12 protein-coding genes are annotated in these 17,837 nt (G+C 67.8%); 9 read left to right on the top strand and 3 right to left on the bottom strand.

Translation table 11 applies throughout. The annotated features are described in order from the left end of the window. Positions 1 to 95: 95 nt before the first annotated feature. From AC1VXD_RS14475 to AC1VXD_RS14465, 3 genes are all read right to left on the bottom strand, one after another. Positions 96 to 2,429, bottom strand: a complete 2,334-nt coding sequence (locus AC1VXD_RS14475) for a beta-N-acetylhexosaminidase (protein WP_482992624.1) — start codon at positions 2,427 to 2,429, stop codon at positions 96 to 98. Positions 2,430 to 2,557: 128 nt separating this feature from the next. After that, entirely contained in the window at positions 2,558 to 5,182 is a 2,625-nt protein-coding gene (locus AC1VXD_RS14470; RefSeq protein ID WP_482992623.1) for a TonB-dependent receptor, read from the bottom strand. A gap of 150 nt (positions 5,183 to 5,332) precedes the next feature. After that, entirely contained in the window at positions 5,333 to 6,349 is a 1,017-nt protein-coding gene (locus AC1VXD_RS14465) for a glucokinase family protein (RefSeq protein ID WP_482992622.1), read from the bottom strand. 375 nt (positions 6,350 to 6,724) lie between these two features. Between AC1VXD_RS14465 and AC1VXD_RS14460 the strand changes: the two genes are divergently transcribed. The 9 genes from AC1VXD_RS14460 to AC1VXD_RS14420 all read left to right on the top strand — a co-directional run bounded on the left by AC1VXD_RS14460 (position 6,725) and on the right by AC1VXD_RS14420 (position 17,791). Next, complete coding sequence (locus AC1VXD_RS14460; RefSeq protein ID WP_482992621.1) at positions 6,725 to 8,014, top strand: sugar MFS transporter; 1,290 nt, start codon at positions 6,725 to 6,727, stop codon at positions 8,012 to 8,014. Positions 8,015 to 8,053: 39 nt separating this feature from the next. Further along, positions 8,054 to 9,121, top strand: coding sequence for a LacI family DNA-binding transcriptional regulator (locus AC1VXD_RS14455; protein WP_108770754.1), 1,068 nt, complete (start codon positions 8,054 to 8,056; stop codon positions 9,119 to 9,121). A 7-nt stretch (positions 9,122 to 9,128) separates the two neighbouring features. Then, positions 9,129 to 10,157 (top strand): SIS domain-containing protein, encoded by a 1,029-nt coding sequence (locus AC1VXD_RS14450; RefSeq protein WP_482992620.1) that lies wholly within the window; start codon positions 9,129 to 9,131, stop codon positions 10,155 to 10,157. Continuing rightward, positions 10,157 to 11,305 carry an N-acetylglucosamine-6-phosphate deacetylase gene (gene nagA / locus AC1VXD_RS14445; RefSeq protein WP_482992619.1) on the top strand — a complete coding sequence of 383 codons (1,149 nt, stop codon included), beginning with the start codon at positions 10,157 to 10,159 and terminating at the stop codon, positions 11,303 to 11,305. Before AC1VXD_RS14450 ends, nagA begins: the two co-directional genes overlap by 1 nt. Then, positions 11,305 to 12,372, top strand: coding sequence for an acyltransferase family protein (locus AC1VXD_RS14440; RefSeq protein WP_482992618.1), 1,068 nt, complete (start codon positions 11,305 to 11,307; stop codon positions 12,370 to 12,372). The genes nagA and AC1VXD_RS14440 overlap by 1 nt, the downstream gene beginning before the upstream one ends. Before the next feature lie 314 nt (positions 12,373 to 12,686). Next, positions 12,687 to 15,707 (top strand): autotransporter family protein, encoded by a 3,021-nt coding sequence (locus tag AC1VXD_RS14435; protein ID WP_482992617.1) that lies wholly within the window; start codon positions 12,687 to 12,689, stop codon positions 15,705 to 15,707. Between the two features lie 228 nt (positions 15,708 to 15,935). Continuing rightward, complete coding sequence (locus tag AC1VXD_RS14430) at positions 15,936 to 16,967, top strand: S41 family peptidase (RefSeq protein ID WP_482992616.1); 1,032 nt, start codon at positions 15,936 to 15,938, stop codon at positions 16,965 to 16,967. A gap of 3 nt (positions 16,968 to 16,970) precedes the next feature. After that, complete coding sequence (locus tag AC1VXD_RS14425) at positions 16,971 to 17,306, top strand: hypothetical protein (protein WP_482992615.1); 336 nt, start codon at positions 16,971 to 16,973, stop codon at positions 17,304 to 17,306. Between the two features lie 50 nt (positions 17,307 to 17,356). Next, complete coding sequence (locus AC1VXD_RS14420) at positions 17,357 to 17,791, top strand: SseB family protein (protein ID WP_108770003.1); 435 nt, start codon at positions 17,357 to 17,359, stop codon at positions 17,789 to 17,791. The last annotated feature ends 46 nt before the right edge of the window (positions 17,792 to 17,837 follow it).

The raw sequence follows: 17,837 nt of genomic DNA, 5'->3' as shown, positions 1-17,837 counted from the left end.
CGTTGTCAGTAGATCCACGCCATGCGTGGATGCATTCACCCGTAGATCCACGCCATGCGTGGATGGAGCAACGGCCGCCGAGCGTGGGCTCGGCTCTACCTCAGCGTCACCTCATCCAGCACCCACATCGCCGGACGCGTATCGCCGGTGAAGTTGATGCACAGATCGTCCGTGCCCGACACGCCCTTCGGCAGCGCCGCGCGCAGGGTGACGAAGCCATCGGCATCGGTGCTGGCCGGCAGCGGCACCTGTGCCACGACCTTGCCGGTGCAGTCGCCACGACGGACCAGCATTTCGCCGTTGCGGCCCTTGGCCTTCTCGAACTTGCGCGCCGGCTCGTCGTGGGCCAGCTGGAAGTAGTACGGAATGCGTCCGGCACGAACCTGCACGCTGCCGATGCCATCGAGCTGCGCGGCCGGCCAGCGCCAGCACGGCTGGAAGATGTCCACGGTGAACACCGTGCGCGCACCTTCGCGCGGGCCATCGTCTTCCAGGCGCAGCACCAGGCCCTTTTCGCCCACGCAGCTGCGCAGCTCCTCGCTGTGGCGGCTGAGCAGCGACTGCGCGGTGTAGGACGCCATCGTCGGTGCCGCTGCCAGCGGCTGGCCCTGGAAGAACGCGGCGGCCTGCACGGTGGCCGGCAGCGGCCGGGTCAGCGGCTGCTGGTACAGCGGCGAGCTGGCGGTCACCGGCGTGCCGTCGGTGCTGTAGCGCACTTCATAGCCCAGCGGATTGGCCAGCGACACCGTCACCGTGTTCGCGGCGCGGTCGTCGGTATGGCCCACGCCCACTTCGAACGGGGTCTGCGCATAGGCCAGGCCCCAGGCGCGGTAGCGCTGCAGCTGCGCCGGCAGGCGGGCGAGGAAATCGCGGAAATCGCGATGCTCCGGCGCGCTCCAGCCCGTCTCGGCCACCGCGGCCAGGCGCGGGAACAGGTTGTGCTGCAGGCGTGCGTAGGTGCGGGTGTGCTCGGTGAACATGTTCGCCTGCAGGCCGAGGATGTGCCCGCGCTTGTCGGCGGCCAGCTCGGCCGGTACCGGCTCGAAGTTGTACAGCTTGGCCAGGTTGACCTGGGCCGGGCGGCCCGGCGGCTCGTTCGGCGAACCGGTCTGCAGGTAGTCCAGATACAGGTGGCTGACCGGCGACATCACCACGTCATGGCCACTGCTGGCCGCGGCCAGGCCGCCTTCGGTGCCGCGCCAGGACATCACCGTGGCCTGCGGCGGCAGGCCGCCTTCGAGGATCTCGTCCCAGCCGATCAGGCGGCGGTCGTGCGCTTCCAGGAAGGTTTCCAGGCGCTTGATGATGTGGCTCTGCATGGCCATCTCATCCTTGATGCCCAACTCGCGCATGCGCTTCTGCACCTGCTTGGAGGCGATCCACTGGTCCTTGACCGCTTCGTCGCCCCCCACGTGCACGTACTTCGCCGGGAACAGCTGGATCACTTCCTCCAGCACGTTCTCCAGGAAGGTGACGGTGCCGTCCTCGACGTTGAACAGGTTGGGGAACACGCCCCATTCGCTGATCGGCTTCAGCGGCGTGCTGATCGAACCCAGTTCCGGGTAGGCGGCGATCGCGGCCGTGGCGTGGCCGGGCACGTCGATTTCCGGGATCACCTGGATGTGCAGCTTGGCCGCATAGGCGATCACTTCGCGGATCTGGTCATGCGTGTAGAAACCGCAGTACGGGTATTCCTGCTTCGTCACCGGATCGATGCCGCTCTCGCCGGCCGGCAGGCGGCAGCTGCCGACCTCGGTCAGCTTCGGATAACGCTTGATCTCCATGCGCCAGCCCTGGTCATCGGTCAGGTGCCAATGGAAGGTGTTGAGCTTGTGCGCGGACATCGCATCGAGCACGCGCTTGATCTCGTCCAGGCTCTGGAAGTGGCGCGCCGAGTCGAGCATGAAGCCGCGCCAGCTGAAACGCGGTGCGTCCTGGATCTGCACGGCCGGCAGCGCGCCCTGGCTGCCGCTGGTGGCTAGCTGGGCCAGGGTGGTGGCGCCGTAGAACAGGCCGGTCTCGTTGCCGGCCTGTACCAGCACGCCCTGCGCGGTGCTCTCCAGCGTGTAGCCCTCGCCGGTGTCGCGGAAGGTGGGAATGATCTGGAAGCGGATGCCGCCGGTCTTGGCCGCGGCCTTGCCGGTGGCCGGCGCCAGGCGCGGGCCGCCACTGCGGGCGAGCAGATCGGCGAACTGGCCCGCCACGCGCTGCTCGGCTTCGCTGTCGGCGCGCAAGGCCGTGCCTGCGGACACGGTGATGCCGGCGCCCTTGCCGCGCTGCACGTTGGCCGGTGCGGGGATCAGCATCAGGCTGCCGGCGCGCAGCTGTGGGCCGGGGCCGGTATCCAGTGCCGGGGCATCGGCGGCGCGGGCGGCAGCGGGAAGCATTGCCAGGCCCAGCAGCATGCTGGCAAGGGGGAAGGGTCGCATCGTCTCACTCCTGTGGTGGGCGGCTCGCTGTGCCGCGCGTGGCCGCCGCGCAGGCGGCGATTCCGGTATCCCATCGTACGACGGGCCCGGAAATCCGGGCCCGTCGCGATGTGCAGCTGGGTGCAGCCCTAGAACTTGAAGTGCAGGGTGGCCATGTAGCGGCGGCCGCTCTTGTACTTGCCAGCCAGGTGTTCCTTGTCGCCCAGGTACTGGAAGTAGGTCTCGTCCAGAAGGTTCTGCGCGTCCACCGTCAGCGACCAGTTGTCGTTGAAGGTGTAGCCGAAGCTGGCACCCAGTTCCGCGTAGTCGTCCACGCTGGACGGGGCGGCACCGGCCACGTAGCCGCCGGCCAGGTAGCTGTCACGCCAGTTGTAGGTCAGGCGCGCGTTGATCGGGCCCTTCTCGTAGTACGGGCTGAAGGCGATGGCATTGCGCGACTGGTACGGCAGCGGATCGCCGGTGTTGTTCTCACCGTTGGCGTAGGTGTAGTTGGCGGTCAGGCCGAAGCCGCTTTCGCCGAAGGGCTGCTGGAAGCTGATGTTGAAGCCCTTGACGTGGCCGCTGCCGGCGTTTCGCGGGCGCTGGATGCTGTAATCGCAGTAGCCGTCGGCGGTGCAGCCGTTGGTACCGACGAGGTTCGCCCAAGTGGCCGGCGAGGTATCGCGGATCGAATTGTACTGGCGCTCGATGGTGGCCGAGGTGTCGATGTAGTTGTCGATCTTCTTGTAGAACACCGACCAGGCCACCACGGCCTGCGGCGCGTAGTAGTACTCGGCCGAGGCGTTGAAGTTCCACGACTCATACGGCGACAGATCGGCGTTGCCGCCCGAACCGGTCAGGGTGGTGTCGTTGAGGAAGGTGTTGTTGACCATCTGGTTGTACGGCGCCCAGGCGATCACCTTGGCGGCGGCGAAGCGGAACACCCAGTCGTTGTCGGTGTCCCACGCGACGTTCAACGACGGCAGCACGAAGTCTTCCTTCTTGGTGCGGGTCTGCCACTTGCTGTCCAGGTCGGTCAGGGTCGGCGTGCCGCCGTAGACGAAGCCGCTGCCTTCGGTCTTGGAATCGACGTAGCGCACGCCCAGGTTGCCGCGCAGCGGGCCGTTGGAGAAGTTCAACTGCGCGTAGGCCGCGTTGTTGGTCTGGGTCAGCGCCCAGCTGTTGTTGAGGTAGCTGGCCGGATCGGGGTTGCTGTAGTCGATCGGGCTGTTGCGCACCCAGTTCAGCACGTTGTTGCGGCCGGCCTGCACGTGGCGGCCCTGGTCGGGGGTGAAGCCCTGGATATCGGTCAGGCCGATGGTGCCGACGTCGGCCAGCGTGCCCGGGGTGACGCCGCCGTACACGTTGAGGGTGAAGGCTTCATCGTGCTTGCCGTGGCGTACGCCGAACTGCAGCTGGTTGAAGATGCTGTCGAACTGGACGTTGAAGTCGAGCTGGGCGTAGGTGTCCTTGCTCTCGGTGGAGAACACGCCGTTGTTGCCGAACCAGCCGCCGGCCGAACCCCAGTTGGCCGGGTCGCGGGCGCCTGCCGGGTCATCGAAGGTGATGCCCTTGTCCATGTTCCAGCTGTAGCCGCCGTTATAGAACGGCTCGATGAAGTACTGGGCCAGGTTCTTGTTGTCGGACTTGCTCTGGCCGGCCTGGCCGGTCACGCCCCAGCTTTCGCCCTTCCAGGCGCCGCGCAGGTCCACGCCCTTGGTGACCACTTCGGACAGGCGCACGTTGTTGTCATAGATCAGCGTGCCGCTGTTGGCGATGGCGCTGGCATTGGAGTGGCCGCTGGTGGCCACGCCGTTGCGCACGTCGCCGAGCTGGTTGACGGCGTTGACGGTGCCCGGGTTCCAGGTCAGGAAGGAATAGAGCGACTGGTTGTAGTTGTCGAACTTTTCCTTGATGTACATGCCGCTCAGATTGAACTCGAGCTCATCGGTCGGCTTGAACTGCAGGTTGACCACCGCGCTGTCGCGCTTGCGTTCCTGCTGGAACCAGGCGGCGTTGAACGAGTTCGGCACGTCCACGTCGGCAGCCACGCCGGTGGCATTGGGGAAGGTGCTGGCCTTGGTGTAGCCGAACACTTCCTTGCCCTGGCGGTCGACGGCTTCTTCGTAGTGCTGGGCCGAGACGGCCACGCCGAAGGTTTCGTCGTTGTTCTTCCAGCTGTACAGCACGGCCGCGTTCGGCTTGCCTTCGCTGGCCTGCTGGCTGTAGCTGTAGCCCACCGAGGCGGCCACTTCGTTCTGCTTCAGGTCCAGCGGCTTGCGGGTGTGCATCAGTACGGTGCCGCCGAGGCTGCCTTCGGTCAGTCGCGCTTCGGACGATTTGATGATCTCCGCGCGGCCCAGGATCTGCGGGGCCAGCAGCGTGTAGTCGAAGCCGCGGTTGGGCTGTTCGCCGTACAGCCAGATGGCCTGCGCCACCGGGTGGTTGTCCAGGAAGGACAGGTTGAGGCTGGGGTCGGTGCCGTCGATGCTGACGCGCTCGCCTTGGCCGAAGCGGCGGTCCAGGGTTACGCCCGGGATCTGCGACAGCGCTTCAGCGACGTTGGTGCTGGGGAACTTGCCGATGTCCTCGGCGGTGATCGCTTCGGACACACCGACGTTGTTGCGCTTGGTGTCGAGCGATTTTTCCAGGCTGGCGCGGATGCCCACCACCTGCACGGTGTCCAGGTCCTGCGGGGTGGCCTGCTGGGCGTGCGCCGAGAAGGCGAGGCAGCCGACGATGGCTGCCGAAAGCAGAGTCTTGCGGGTGTTCATGATGTCTCTCCTCATCACTGATGTGCGTTGTCGGCGGCGAACGAATGGCAGGTCATGCCTGGCGCCAGCAGGGGCTGCCGGGCGCGATGGTGCGATTCCAGTGCGTCGTGCGTACTGCGGTGCTGCGTACTGCTTGCTGCGTACTGCGGTTCAGGCGTTGGCGTGGAGCAGGAACCAGCTGGCGGCGCCGATGACGCCCAGCTGCCCGTGCTCGACCACCTTCACCGGGATGCGTGCCAGCGCTTCGCCCATCGGCCCCTTCTGCAGATAGCGTTCGACGAAGGTGCTGGCATGCAGGTATTCACGGATCTGCGGCAGGATGCCGCCGGCCAGGTAGACACCGCCCTGCGCGCCGTAGAACAGCGCCATGTCGCCGATGGTGCTGCCGAGCAGGCCGCAGAACACATCCAGCGCCTGGCGGGCGAAGGCATCGGTACCGGCCATCGCTGCGGCGGTCACCGCATCCGGGCTGGCCAGCACCGGGGCCTGCCCCTGCAGTGCGCAGATGGCGTGGTACAGGTTCATCAGGCCGGGGCCGGACAGCGCATGTTCGATCGACACGTGCGCGCGGTCGCGCTGCATGTGGCGGACGATGGCCATTTCCAGTTCAGTGCTTGCGGCCAGCGTCGGCTGGCCGGCTTCGGTGGCGAGCACCACCGGGCCGTGCGGAGCAGGGATCCACAGCGCGGCGCCCAGGCCGGTACCGGGGCCGACCACCAGGGTCGGGCCGCGCGGCGCGGTCTCGGGGCCGCACAGGTGCAGCACGCCGCTTGCGTCAACCTGCGCTGCGGCATAGGCCACCGCTTCGAAGTCGTTGACGATGTGCACGTGCTGCAGGCCGACCTCGGCTTCCACCTGGCGGGCCGACAGCGGCCACGGCAGGTTGGCGGTGATCACCGTGCCGTCCTCGCGGGCGAAGCCGGCGGTGGCGACCACGCACTGGCTGGGCCGCGCGCTGTCGCCGAGGAAGTCGGTGAGGATCGCACTCAGGCCGGCGTAGTCCGCATTGCGGTACTTGCGGTATTCCAGCAGCTGCACCGGATGGGCCTCGTCGCCGCTGGCCTGTGCCCTTGCCACGCGCACATGGGTGCCGCCGACGTCGGCGGCCAGGAACGAGGGCGCGACGCGGGACAGGACATGGGCCGGGGCGGGGTGGCTGGCGGTCACGCGGGCTCCTGCTGCAGGTAGGAAGCGGACCCACGAAAGGCCCGTCGATGGGGCGGAGTCTGTAACTGCGTTGACAACGATGTCAACGAGTTCGTGACACTTTCGTTGCTGCGCCGCAACGAATGAGAGACACCGTAAACGTTTACATCGTCTTGACCCGGCGTTAACCCGCAAGCCGTTGCGCCATGGGCTTCTAGGGGCAGAGCGCATTCAGCGCGGAGCACGGTGGTGCTGTTGCGCAGTGCAGCACGGCCGCATCAGGCCTGTGCAATCAAGTTGACAAACAGCGGTGCTCCACCGAAAGAATGTGACAACGTTGTTCCCAGCCACTCTCCGACACCGCCGTCTGCGGTCGTCGCCGCAGGAGCCCACCTGATGTCCGCCGTCACTGCTGCAAGCGCGCGTCCAAACGTTGCCGCCTCCATCGCCATCGTCGGGGTGCTGTTCTTCCTGATCGGCTTCTTCACCTGGCTCAACGGCCCGTTGATCACCTTCGTCAAGCTGGCATTCGAGCTCAGCGAGGTCGGTGCCTTCCTGGTGCTGATGGTGTTCTACCTGTCGTATTTCTTCCTCGCCCTGCCGTCGTCGTGGATCCTGCGCCGCACCGGCATGAAGAAGGGCCTCAGCCTGAGCCTGCTGGTGATGGCGGCGGGCGCGGCACTGTTCGGCGAGTTCGCCACGCAGCGCTGGTATCCGGGCGCGCTCGGCGGCCTGTTCGTGATCGGCAGCGGCCTGGCCCTGCTGCAGACCGCCATCAACCCCTACATCTCCATCCTCGGCCCGATCGAAACGGCCGCGCGCCGCATCGCGCTGATGGGCATCTGCAACAAGATCGCCGGCATGCTGGCACCGGTGCTGATCGGCACGCTGGTGCTGCACGGCATCGGCGATCTGTCGGCCAGCGTGGCCGCTGCCGATGAAGCGACCAAGGCGCAGCTGCTCAACGAATTCGCCGCCAAGATCCACGCGCCGTACCTGGCCATGGCCGGTGTGCTGGTGGTGCTGGCGGTGGCGGTGCTGTTCTCGCCGTTGCCGGAAATCAAGCCGTCCGAAGCCAACGCCACGCCGACGGCAGCGGGTGCCGCCGAGCGCCGCAGCATCTTCCAGTTCCCGCACCTGTGGCTGGGCGTGCTGTGCCTGTTCGTCTACGTGGGCGTGGAAGTGATGGCCGGTGACGCCATCGGTACCTACGGCCACGGCTTCGACCTGCCGCTGGACCAGACCAAGATGTTCACCTCGCTGACCCTGTTCGCCATGCTCATCGGCTACGTGGTCGGCCTGGCGTTGATTTCGAAGGTGGTCTCGCAGTCGCGCTACCTCACCGTCTCGGCGGTGCTGGGCGTGCTGTTCTGCCTGGGCGCGTGGGCCACCCACGGCTATGTCTCGGTGGCCTTCGTGGCGCTGCTGGGCTTCGCCAACGCGATGATGTGGCCGGCCATCTTCCCGCTGGCCATCCGCGGCCTGGGTCGTTTCACCGAAACCGGCTCGGCCCTGCTGGTGATGGGCATCGCCGGCGGCGCGATCATTCCGCAGCTGTTCGCCGTGCTCAAGCAGCACATCGATTTCCAGCTGGTGTTCGTCCTGCTGATGGTGCCGTGCTACCTCTACATCCTGTTCTACTCGGTGATCGGCCATCGCGCCGGCCTGCCGCAGGACAAGGCCTGATCGGCGATGATGGACGGCAGCCAACCCCAGGAAAAGCCGATGCGCAGAGCGACCATCAAGGACGTTGCCGAAAAGGCCAAGGTCTCGCTGAAGACGGTATCGCGGGTCATCAACAACGAACCGTCGGTGATGCAGGCCACCCGTGCGCGGGTGCTGCGTGCCATCGCCGAGCTCGACTACGAACCCGATCCGTCGGCGCGCAACCTGCGCAGCGGCACCACGTTCGTGATCGGGCTGGTGTACGACAACCCGAACCCGTACCACATCATCGGCGTGCAGAACGGCGTGCTCGCCGCGTGCCGCGAAACCGGCTTCGGCCTGCAGATCCATCCCTGCGATTCGAGCTCGCCGATGCTGGCCGATGAACTGGCCGACTGGGTGCAGCGTTCGCGCCTGGCCGGGCTGGTGCTGACCGCGCCGATGTCCGAGCGTCGCGACCTGATCCAGACGCTGACCGCGCGCGGCATCAAGCTGGTGCGGATCATTGCTGCCACCGAAGACCCCGCCGACGGTGCCTGCGTGTTCGTCGACGACCGCGAGGCCGCCTACGAAGTCACCGAGCACCTGATCCAGCTTGGCCACCAGCGCATCGGATTCCTCTGGGGTGGTTCCTCGCACCGTTCCTCGGGCGAGCGCTACGCCGGCTACGAGGCCGCGCTGAAGGACTACGGCATGACCGTGGACAAGCATCTGGTGGTGCAGGGTGACTACACCTTCGACGATGGCTTCCGTGGTGCGCGTCGCCTGCTGGCACTGCGTGAGCCGCCTACCGCCATCTTCGGCTCCAACGATGAGATCGCCGCCGGCGTGCTGGCGGCCGCGAAGTCGGCCGGCATGAACGTGCCCTACGACCTCTCCATCGCCGGCTTCGAGGACAGCCCGTTCTCGCGCCAGTCGTGGCCGCCGCTGACCACCGCCAAGCAGGCCACCGAGGACATCGCCCGCCACGCCGCGCGCCTGCTGATCGCGCAGCTGCGCAGCGATGCCTACGACGATGCACCGGCCGCCCTGCAGAACCAGGGCTTCGTGCCGCAGCTGGTGGTGCGCGGCTCCACCGCACCGATGCGCCCGGCCGGCGTGCGCCCCCTTCCTTCCGAACCCGCCTGAGTCCGCCATGTCGCTGTCCGACCCCACCGCCACCCTGATGTTCGCCGAGGCTGCTGAAGCGGCCGACGTGGTTGCCCGCCAGTTCGCACGCAACCACGCCACGATGGAAACGCTGGCCGCCAGCCTGCGTGCGGCGCCGCCGCCGTTCGTGGTGACCTGCGCACGCGGCAGCTCCGACCATGCCGCCACCTACGGCAAGTACCTGCTGGAAACCCAGCTGGGCCTGGTGGTCGCCTCGGCGTCGCCATCGGTGGGTTCGGTCTACGCCGCACCGCTGCAGCTGCGCGGTGCGTTGTTCATCGTCATCTCGCAGTCGGGCAAGAGTCCGGACCTGCTGCGCAATGCAGAAGCCGCCAAGGCCGCCGGTGCGCGCGTGGTCGCGCTGGTCAACGTCGAGGATTCGCCGCTGGCGCAGCTGGCCGACACGGTCATCCCGCTGCATGCCGGCACCGAGAAGAGCGTGGCCGCGACCAAGAGTTACCTGGCCTCGCTGGCCGCGCTGCTGCAGCTGGCCGCCTACTGGAAGCAGGACAGCAGCCTGCGCAATGCGCTGGACCTGCTGCCCGATGCGCTGCGTGCGGCGTGGCAGTGCGACTGGAGTGCGGTTTCCGATGGCCTGGTTAATGCCACCAACCTGTTCGTGCTCGGCCGTGGCCTCGGTCTCGGCGCCGCGCAGGAAGCCGCGTTGAAGTTCAAGGAAACCTGCAGCCTGCATGCCGAGGCCTACAGCTCGGCCGAGGTCAAGCATGGGCCGATGGCGCTGGTCGGCCGCGGCTTCCCGGTGCTGGCCTTTGCCCAGCCCGATGAAACCGGTGCCGGCACCCGTGCGGTGGTCGAGGAATTCAGTGCGCGCGGCGCCCAGGTGTGGATGGCCGGCGCCGGTGGCAACCTGCCTGTGGCGGTCGCGCCGCACCCGCTGTGCGCACCGCTGCTGACCGTGCAGAGCTTCTACCGCGCCATCAACGCACTGGCGATCCGCCGTGGCTTCAATCCCGACCTGCCGCCGCACCTGAACAAGGTTACGGAGACGGTCTGATGGCCACGGTCCTGCGCAATGCCCGCATCCTCACCGGCGATGATTTCCGCGACGACCTGGCGGTGGTGATCGAAGACGGCCGCATCATCGCGCTGCTGCCCGACGCCGCCCCGCAGCTGGGCGAGGCCGACGAACAGGTGGACCTCGGCGGCGGCTGGCTGCTGCCGGGCTTCATCGATGTACAGGTCAACGGCGGTGGCGGTGCGCTGTTCAACAACACGCCGGATGTCGCCTCGCTGCGCACCATCGCGCAGGCCCACCGGCGCTTCGGTACCACCGCGATGTTGCCGACCCTGATCAGCGACGACGTGAACGTGATGCGCGAGGCGATCGGTGCGATGCGCGAGGCGATCGCGCAGCAGGTGCCGGGCGTCATCGGCATCCATCTGGAAGGCCCGTACATCGCGCCGGCGCGCAAGGGCACCCACGATGCCAGCAAGTTCCGCGTGCCCGATGCCGGGGAAATCACACTGGCCGCGTCGCTGGACAACGGCGTGACCCTGCTGACGCTGGCGCCGGAGCGCGTGCCGCTGGAGACGATCCGCGCGCTGGTCGAGCGCGGCGTGATCGTGGCGGCCGGGCATACCGCCGGTACCTATGAAGAGATCCGCGACGGCCTGGATGCCGGTGTACGCGGCTTCACCCATCTGTACAACGCGATGTCGCCGCTGCAGGGGCGTGAGCCCGGTGCCGTGGGTGCAGCGCTGGAAGACCGCGACAGCTGGATTGGCATCATCGTCGATGGCGTGCACGTGCACCCGGCCAGCCTGCGCGTGGCGCTGGCCGCCAAGCCGCGCGGCCGCCTGCTGCTGGTGACCGACGCGATGCCGCCGGTTGGTGCGGACGATCCCAGCTACGTGCTGTACGGCGAGACCATCACCGCCGTCAATGGCGTGGTGCGCAATGCGGCCGGTGCGTTGGCCGGTTCGGCGCTGGACATGGCCACGGCCGTGCGCAACACCGTGCAGCTGCTCGGCCAGCCGCTGGCCGAGGCGGCGCGCATGGCGTCCACCTATCCAGCGGAATTCCTCAACGTGGATGACCGCCTGGGCCACATCGCCGAGGGCTACCAGGCCGACCTGGTGCTGCTGGATGATGCCCTGCAGGTGCGCGGCACCTGGATTGCCGGACAGTACGAGGCGGCTTGATGGACGCAGCGCCGCCACGCCGGCTGGGCTCGATCGACGCCCTGCGCGGCCTCACCGTGGCGGCGATGCTGCTGGTCAACAACCCCGGTGACTGGAGCGCGGTGTTCGCGCCGCTGCGCCATGCGGACTGGCATGGCTGCACGCCCACCGACCTGGTGTTCCCGTTCTTCCTGTTCCTGGTCGGCGTGTCGATGGCGTTCAGCGTAGCGCCGCGCGCGCACGCCGCCGCCGCGCGCCCGGCGCTGGCCCGTGGCGTGCTGCAACGCGCGTTGCGCATCGCCCTCGCCGGCGTGCTGCTGCACCTGCTGGTGTGGTGGGCGCTGAACACGCATCATTTCCGCATCTGGGGTGTCCTGCAGCGCATTGCGCTGTGTGCGGCCGTGGTCGGCGTGGTGGCGGTGTACGTGCGGCCGCGCATCCAAGTGGCGCTGCTGGTCGTACTGCTGGCGGGCTACACCGTGCTGCTGCTGGGCATCGGCGATCTGGCGCCGTGGACCAACCCTGCCAGCCGCCTGGATACCACACTGTTCGCGCCCTTCATCTACCAGTGGCAGGCCGGCACCGGCCTCGGCCACGATCCGGAAGGCCTGTTGAGCAGCCTCGGCGCATTCGCCAGCACCGTGCTGGGCCTGCTGGCCGGTGGCCTGCTGCGCAACGGGCGCGCTTCCGCACTGGCCGGGCTGGGCGTGGCGGCCACCGTGCTGGGTCTGCTGCTGGCCACGGTGCTGCCGCTCAACAAGCAGCTGTGGACGCCGAGCTACGTGCTGTGGACCGGCGGCCTGGCGGCCCTGGCGCTATGGCTCGGGCACCTGCTGATCGACCGCAGGGGCTGGCCCGCGCTGGGCCGCCGCTTCGGCGTCAATGCCATCACCGCCTACGTGGGCGCCTCGATGATGTCGGTGGTGCTGTTGGCCACCGGCGTCTGGGGTCGGGTGTGGCAGCAGCTGGCCACGGCGATGCCGGGCGCACTGGAACTGGCCTCGATGCTGCAGGCGATCGCCTTCGTTGCGCTGTGGTGGGTCGTGGCGTGGTGGCTGGACCGGCGTCGCATCTACCTGAAGATCTGACTGCGACACGGACAAGCTGTTATCCACGCATGGCGTGGATCTACCTGCGCACGCGTCATGCGTGGTACCCGCGCTTCGTGCGTGAACCTACGGCGGCCGTCAGTAGAGCCACGCCACGCGTGGCTGCATGTCGCCGTGATGCATGAAAAACATGAACGCTTTCATGCACATGTACTCGGTGTGATGCATGAATTACTTCACGCGCGACGTGTGCTGCATCCGGCATAACGTGGGACCTGAATGCTTAGTGCGCCTCTGCGGCGCCAGCAGTGTGCATATCCGCAGTACGTGACGTCCCGATCCAGGAGTGCCGTATGTCCGTTGCCGCCCCGCGTCCGCGCCGCTTGACCCGCTGCCTGCTGCAGGCCCTCGCCATCCCCGCTGCACTGGCTGCCACCGTGCCCATCGCGTGGGCGGGCTGTGACAACGTCGCCCCGCTGGCCGGGCAGACCGTCATCTGCAGTGCCGCAGCGCCCAACCCGCAGACCGTGCCGGTCAGCGCCAACGGCGAGGCCGGCATCACCCTCGACGTCACCAGCGGCGCACAGCTGCAGCAGAGCGGTGGCGGCAGCGCCATTAGCTTGGTCGGCGCCGGCGGCCACCAGCTCGGCAACCAGGGGGCGATCAGTTCGGTCGGTGGCATCGCGGTGCAGCTGGGTGGCGGCAGCCGTGTCGACAACCTTGGCAGCATCAGCACCGGCAACACCACCGCACTGCAGTTCATCGGTGCCGGCGACAGCGTGCTGGTCAACCGCGGCACCATCAGCGGCCGCACCGGCGTGCAGTTCGGTGCCGGCAATGATCGCCTGGAGATGCTGGACGGCAGCATCAGCGGCGGCGTGCTGCAGGGCGATGGCAACGACGTGCTGCTGATCAGTGGCGGCACGCTCGACAGCGTTGAGCAGGGCAACGGCGATGACCGGATGACGGTCAGCGGCGGCACCATCACCGGCCTGGTGACGCAGGGCAGCGGCCGCGATGATTTTGTCATGACCGGCGGCACCATCGGCGCGCTGCAGCAGGGCGACAACATCGACACGTTCCGCATGAGCGGCGGCCGCATCATCGGCGCCTTCGAGGATGGCGACCAGGCGTGGATGACCGGCGGCCGCATTGGCCGGGTCAACATGAAGCTGGACAAGAACCTGTGGGACCAGTCCGGCGGCACGGTCGACGGCAACGTGGTCACCGGCTTCGACACCGATACCATCATCATCTCCGGCACCGCGTACATCGGCGGCAACATCAGCGTCAGCGGCGGCAATGACAGCGTGACCATCACCGATGGCACCGTGCGCGGGCAGGTGCTGCTCAGTACCGGCAACGACACCTTCAACTGGAATGGCGGTGGCATCGTCTACGGCGCCATCGACGGCGGACCGGACGATGACGTGGCCAACCTCAGCAACCTCAACCAGGCCAACCTGGGTGCAGTGCCGCTGTTCAACGGTAGCAGCGGCAATGACCAGCTCAACTTCAGCAACGTCAAGACCACCGGCGTGGCCCGCTTCCAGAACTGGGAGGCGATCAGCCTGGCCAGCAGCACCGAGCTGACCTTCGACGGCGACCTCGTGCTCGGCGACAGCGGTACGGGCACCGGCACGCTTACCCTGGACGACACCAGTACGCTCTATGCGGGTAACGGCGCGCATGCGCTGCGGCCGTTCGCTGCGGGCGCGCTGGTCAACGTGGTCAACGCCGGGCGCATCGATCTCACCGGCTCGGGCGCAGGCGATATCTTCAGCATCCGCGGCAATTACCGCGGCGAGGGCGGCGGCCTGTACCTGCGCACGGTGCTGGCGGGGGATGGCTCCAGCAGCGACCGCCTGGTGATTGATGCCGGCAGTGCCACCGGCACCACCGGCATCGGCATCCTCAATGCCGGCGGCGGTGGCGCGGCGACGTTGGCCGACGGCATCCTGGTGGTGCAGGCCTTGAATGGCGGCACCACCGCGGCGAATGCGTTCTCGCTGTTCGCACCGGTATCGGCCGGTGCCTATGAGTACTTCCTGTTCAAGGGCGGCGTCAACGCAGGCACGGGCGAGAACTGGTACCTGCGTTCGACCCTGGTGGCTGGCCCGACACCGGCACCGAACGGCGACGGCAACGCCACGCCGCCGCCACCCACTCCCGACGTCGCGCCGCCGCCGCCGATCACGCCCGCACCGCCACCGCCGCCGGAGGATCCGATTGATCCCGATCTGACCGCCGGTGAGACGACACCGCCGCCGCCACCGCCGGAGCCGGCGCCCGTGGCACCGCCCAGCGACCCGGCCGTACCCGATGTACCGGTGGCCGGCAGCAGCCTGCCCGGTGCAGGCTCGACCCCGCCCAGCCCGGGTGCACGACCGGCGCAGGGCGACGTGGTGCCGCTGTACCGCCTGGAAACCGCCGCCTACGCGGTGGTGCCGCCGCTGCTGCGCGAGACCTCGCTGGCCAGCCTCGGTACCTTCCACGAGCGGCAGGGCGAACAGCGCCTGCTCTACGGCAACGGCGCCTTCCGCACTGCCTGGGGGCGACTGGTGGGACAGAGCAGCGAGATCCACTGGAAGGGCGACGCACAGCCTGGCTTCAATGGCGATGTGATGGGCGTGCAGGCCGGTCTGGATGTGTGGGCGGCCGCCGCTGACGACCATCGCAACCAGGTGGGCGTGTTGGTCGGCCGCACCCGCGCGCAGGGCAGGACCACCGGCCTGGCGCTGGGCTGGGAGAACGTGCAGGTCGGCCAGAGCCGGCTGGATGACAAGCACGTGGGCCTCTACTGGACCCTGACCGGCAGCGAGGGCGGCTACCTCGACGCGGTGGCCCTGCAGAGCCGCTACGACGGCCGTGTGCGTTCCTCGCGCGGGCTCGGCATCGACGTCAAGGGTGATGGCACCACATTGTCGCTGGAGGTGGGCAAGCCGCTGCTGCAGTTCGGGCAGTCCTCGTGGTGGCTGGAACCGCAGGTACAGGTGATCTGGCAGCGCAGTTCGCTGGATGACCGGCGCGACGAAGTCTCTGCGGTGCGCTTCGACAGTGACAACGCCTGGACCGGCCGCGTCGGCCTGCGCCTGGCCGGTGATTACCAGTTGGCCGACAACGGCTGGCAGCCGTACTTCAAGGTGAACTACTGGCACGGCCGCGCGGGCGAGGACCGCATCCAGTTCGACAGTGACACGATCCTCAATGCGCAGCGCTCGCGCGCGCTGGAAGCGGGCGTAGGCGTGGTCGCGCGCTTCAACCGCAGCATCAGCGCGTACGCCGTGGCCGACTACACGCGTGAGCTGGGCGGTGACCGCAACGAGAAGCGCCGGATCATCGAAGGCAACATCGGCCTGCGCGCGGACTGGTAGCGCCGGGCCATGCCCGGTGGAATGCCCCGCTCTGGTAGGTGTCGACCTTGGTCGACACCCATCCCCCGGCGTCATGACCCTGTGGCCGCATCCGGCGCCACCAACGCGCCCGCATGATCGGCCATCACCACCACGGCATGCAGCAGCCCTGAGTACGAATTCCGACACGTTGCGCCATGGCCGAGGGCGTATGCTGGGCACCTCACCGACCCGACGAAGGAACGTCGAATGGCGCTTGATCACCACATGATGGCCATTGCACTGGTCGCAGTGTCCAGTATCTCCGCACATGGCACCGTCCCGAACACCACCGAGCTGCCTGCGCCCGAGGCCCAGGCCCAGTTGCTGGACATGCTGGAGAAGGAATCGCTGTACCGCGACCGAGTCGACTGGCCGGTCATCCGTGCGCGCCTGAAAGCGGCACAGGCTGATCCGGCCAAGGCCCGTGAGGTACTGCAGGAGGCTACCGGCCGGAGCTCGGGGGGACATGGACTCTGGATCAGTGCAACGCAGCTGCATGGCACGGCGCAACGCCTGGAACGTAGCAATGGCGCAGCTGGACCTGCCTCGGGACCCATCAGGCCAGTCGAAGCGCTGGACCCGCGCATCGGTCGCGTGGAGATCGGCGGCTACGCTGTCATGCAGGGGCCGGCCGCACACCAGCAGATGAAGGAACGTGCGCAGCGCTGGCAGGCGATCATCCGCGACCAGGACACTGGCAGCCGGTGTGGCTGGATCGTGGATCTGCGCGGCAATACCGGTGGCAACATGTGGCCGATGCTGCTGGGTGCGGCACCGTTGCTGCGCACCACGCCGGGGGCCATTGAGGATGTCGGTTCCTTTGCCACGGCCGAAGGGCCATCGCGCTGGCAGCTGACGCCATCCTCGGTGCGCCTGGGCAAGCGTGTGCGCGTCGATCTTGGTGCGCCCGGCTATCAGTTGAAGCACCCGGGCGCTCCCGTGGCTGTGCTGATCGGACCGCGCTCCGCCAGTTCCGGCGAGGCATCCGTGCTCGCTTTCCGCGGTCGCCCGCAGACACGCAGTTTTGGCCAACCCACTGCAGGGCTGTCCACTGCCAACGAGATGCGGCCGCTGGTCGATGGCAGCGCGCTGCTGCTGACCACCAGCGTGATGCAGGACCGCAAGGGTGGCGGAGATGGGTTGAAGATCGAGCCGGACCAGCGCACCGATGGCGATGCAGCCACCGCCGCCGCCGCGCAGGCCTGGTTGCTGGCCCAGCCTGCCTGCACGGGCGGCTGACCGGTGATGATGATCGGCCAGCAGGAGCGGGTGGTGGTGGTCGGCCCGACCGAGGCCCACCACTGCCTGCGCTGCCAGACCGAAACCGACTTCGCCCCGCAGCTGCGCTACCGCATGGCGCGCATCGACCTGCTGTTCGGCTTCGTCTACCAGCGCCGTTACGAGCTGGCCTGTACCGGCTGCGCGGATGGCTGGGTGCTGGATACCGACACCATGGACCAGCAGCTGGGCGGGGTGCCGATCCCGTTCCGGCACCGCTTCGGCCTGCCGGTGATGCTGGTGGTGGTGGCTGGGCTGGCGGTGGCAGGGTGGATGTGGCGGCACGGGCACATGGCCTGAGGCGCCAGCCTGCTAAAGTGGCATCCTGCAATCACGTACCGGAACCGACCATGGACCACGACACGCCGTTCGAACCCCTCAACGACCTGGAGGTCCGCCTGCTGCAGGCACAGGACGGTACGCTGACTGCTTCGCAGTTCCTCGATGGCCTGCTGACCGCGCCGGTGTTCGTGCTGCTGGACAAGGCCATCGGCGAGGATGGCGCCTGGGACGAGAGCATTTCGCCGCTGGTGCTGACCAGCGAGGGCGGCGAGCCGATGTTCGCAGTGTTCACCGCGCCCGAGCGCGCCGGTCTCTGGCACGAGCAGCTGCCGCAGTTCGCCCATGCCATGCCGATTGCCGTGCACGCGCTTCTGGCGGGGATCGGCGAGGGCGTGGGCCTGGTGCTGAACCCGGGCCTTGACGTGGGCATGGAGATGATTCCCGATGCGGTGGCCCAGCTGAAGGATCGCGCTGCGGCGATCACCCGTGGGATGGCGCACTGATTTCGGGGATTTCTGGTTGCCGGCCAGCGGCCGGCACTCCCTGTAA

Source organism: Stenotrophomonas sp. STEN054 (assembly GCF_056854535.1).
This window is presented reverse-complemented; position numbering and strand designations above follow the sequence as displayed.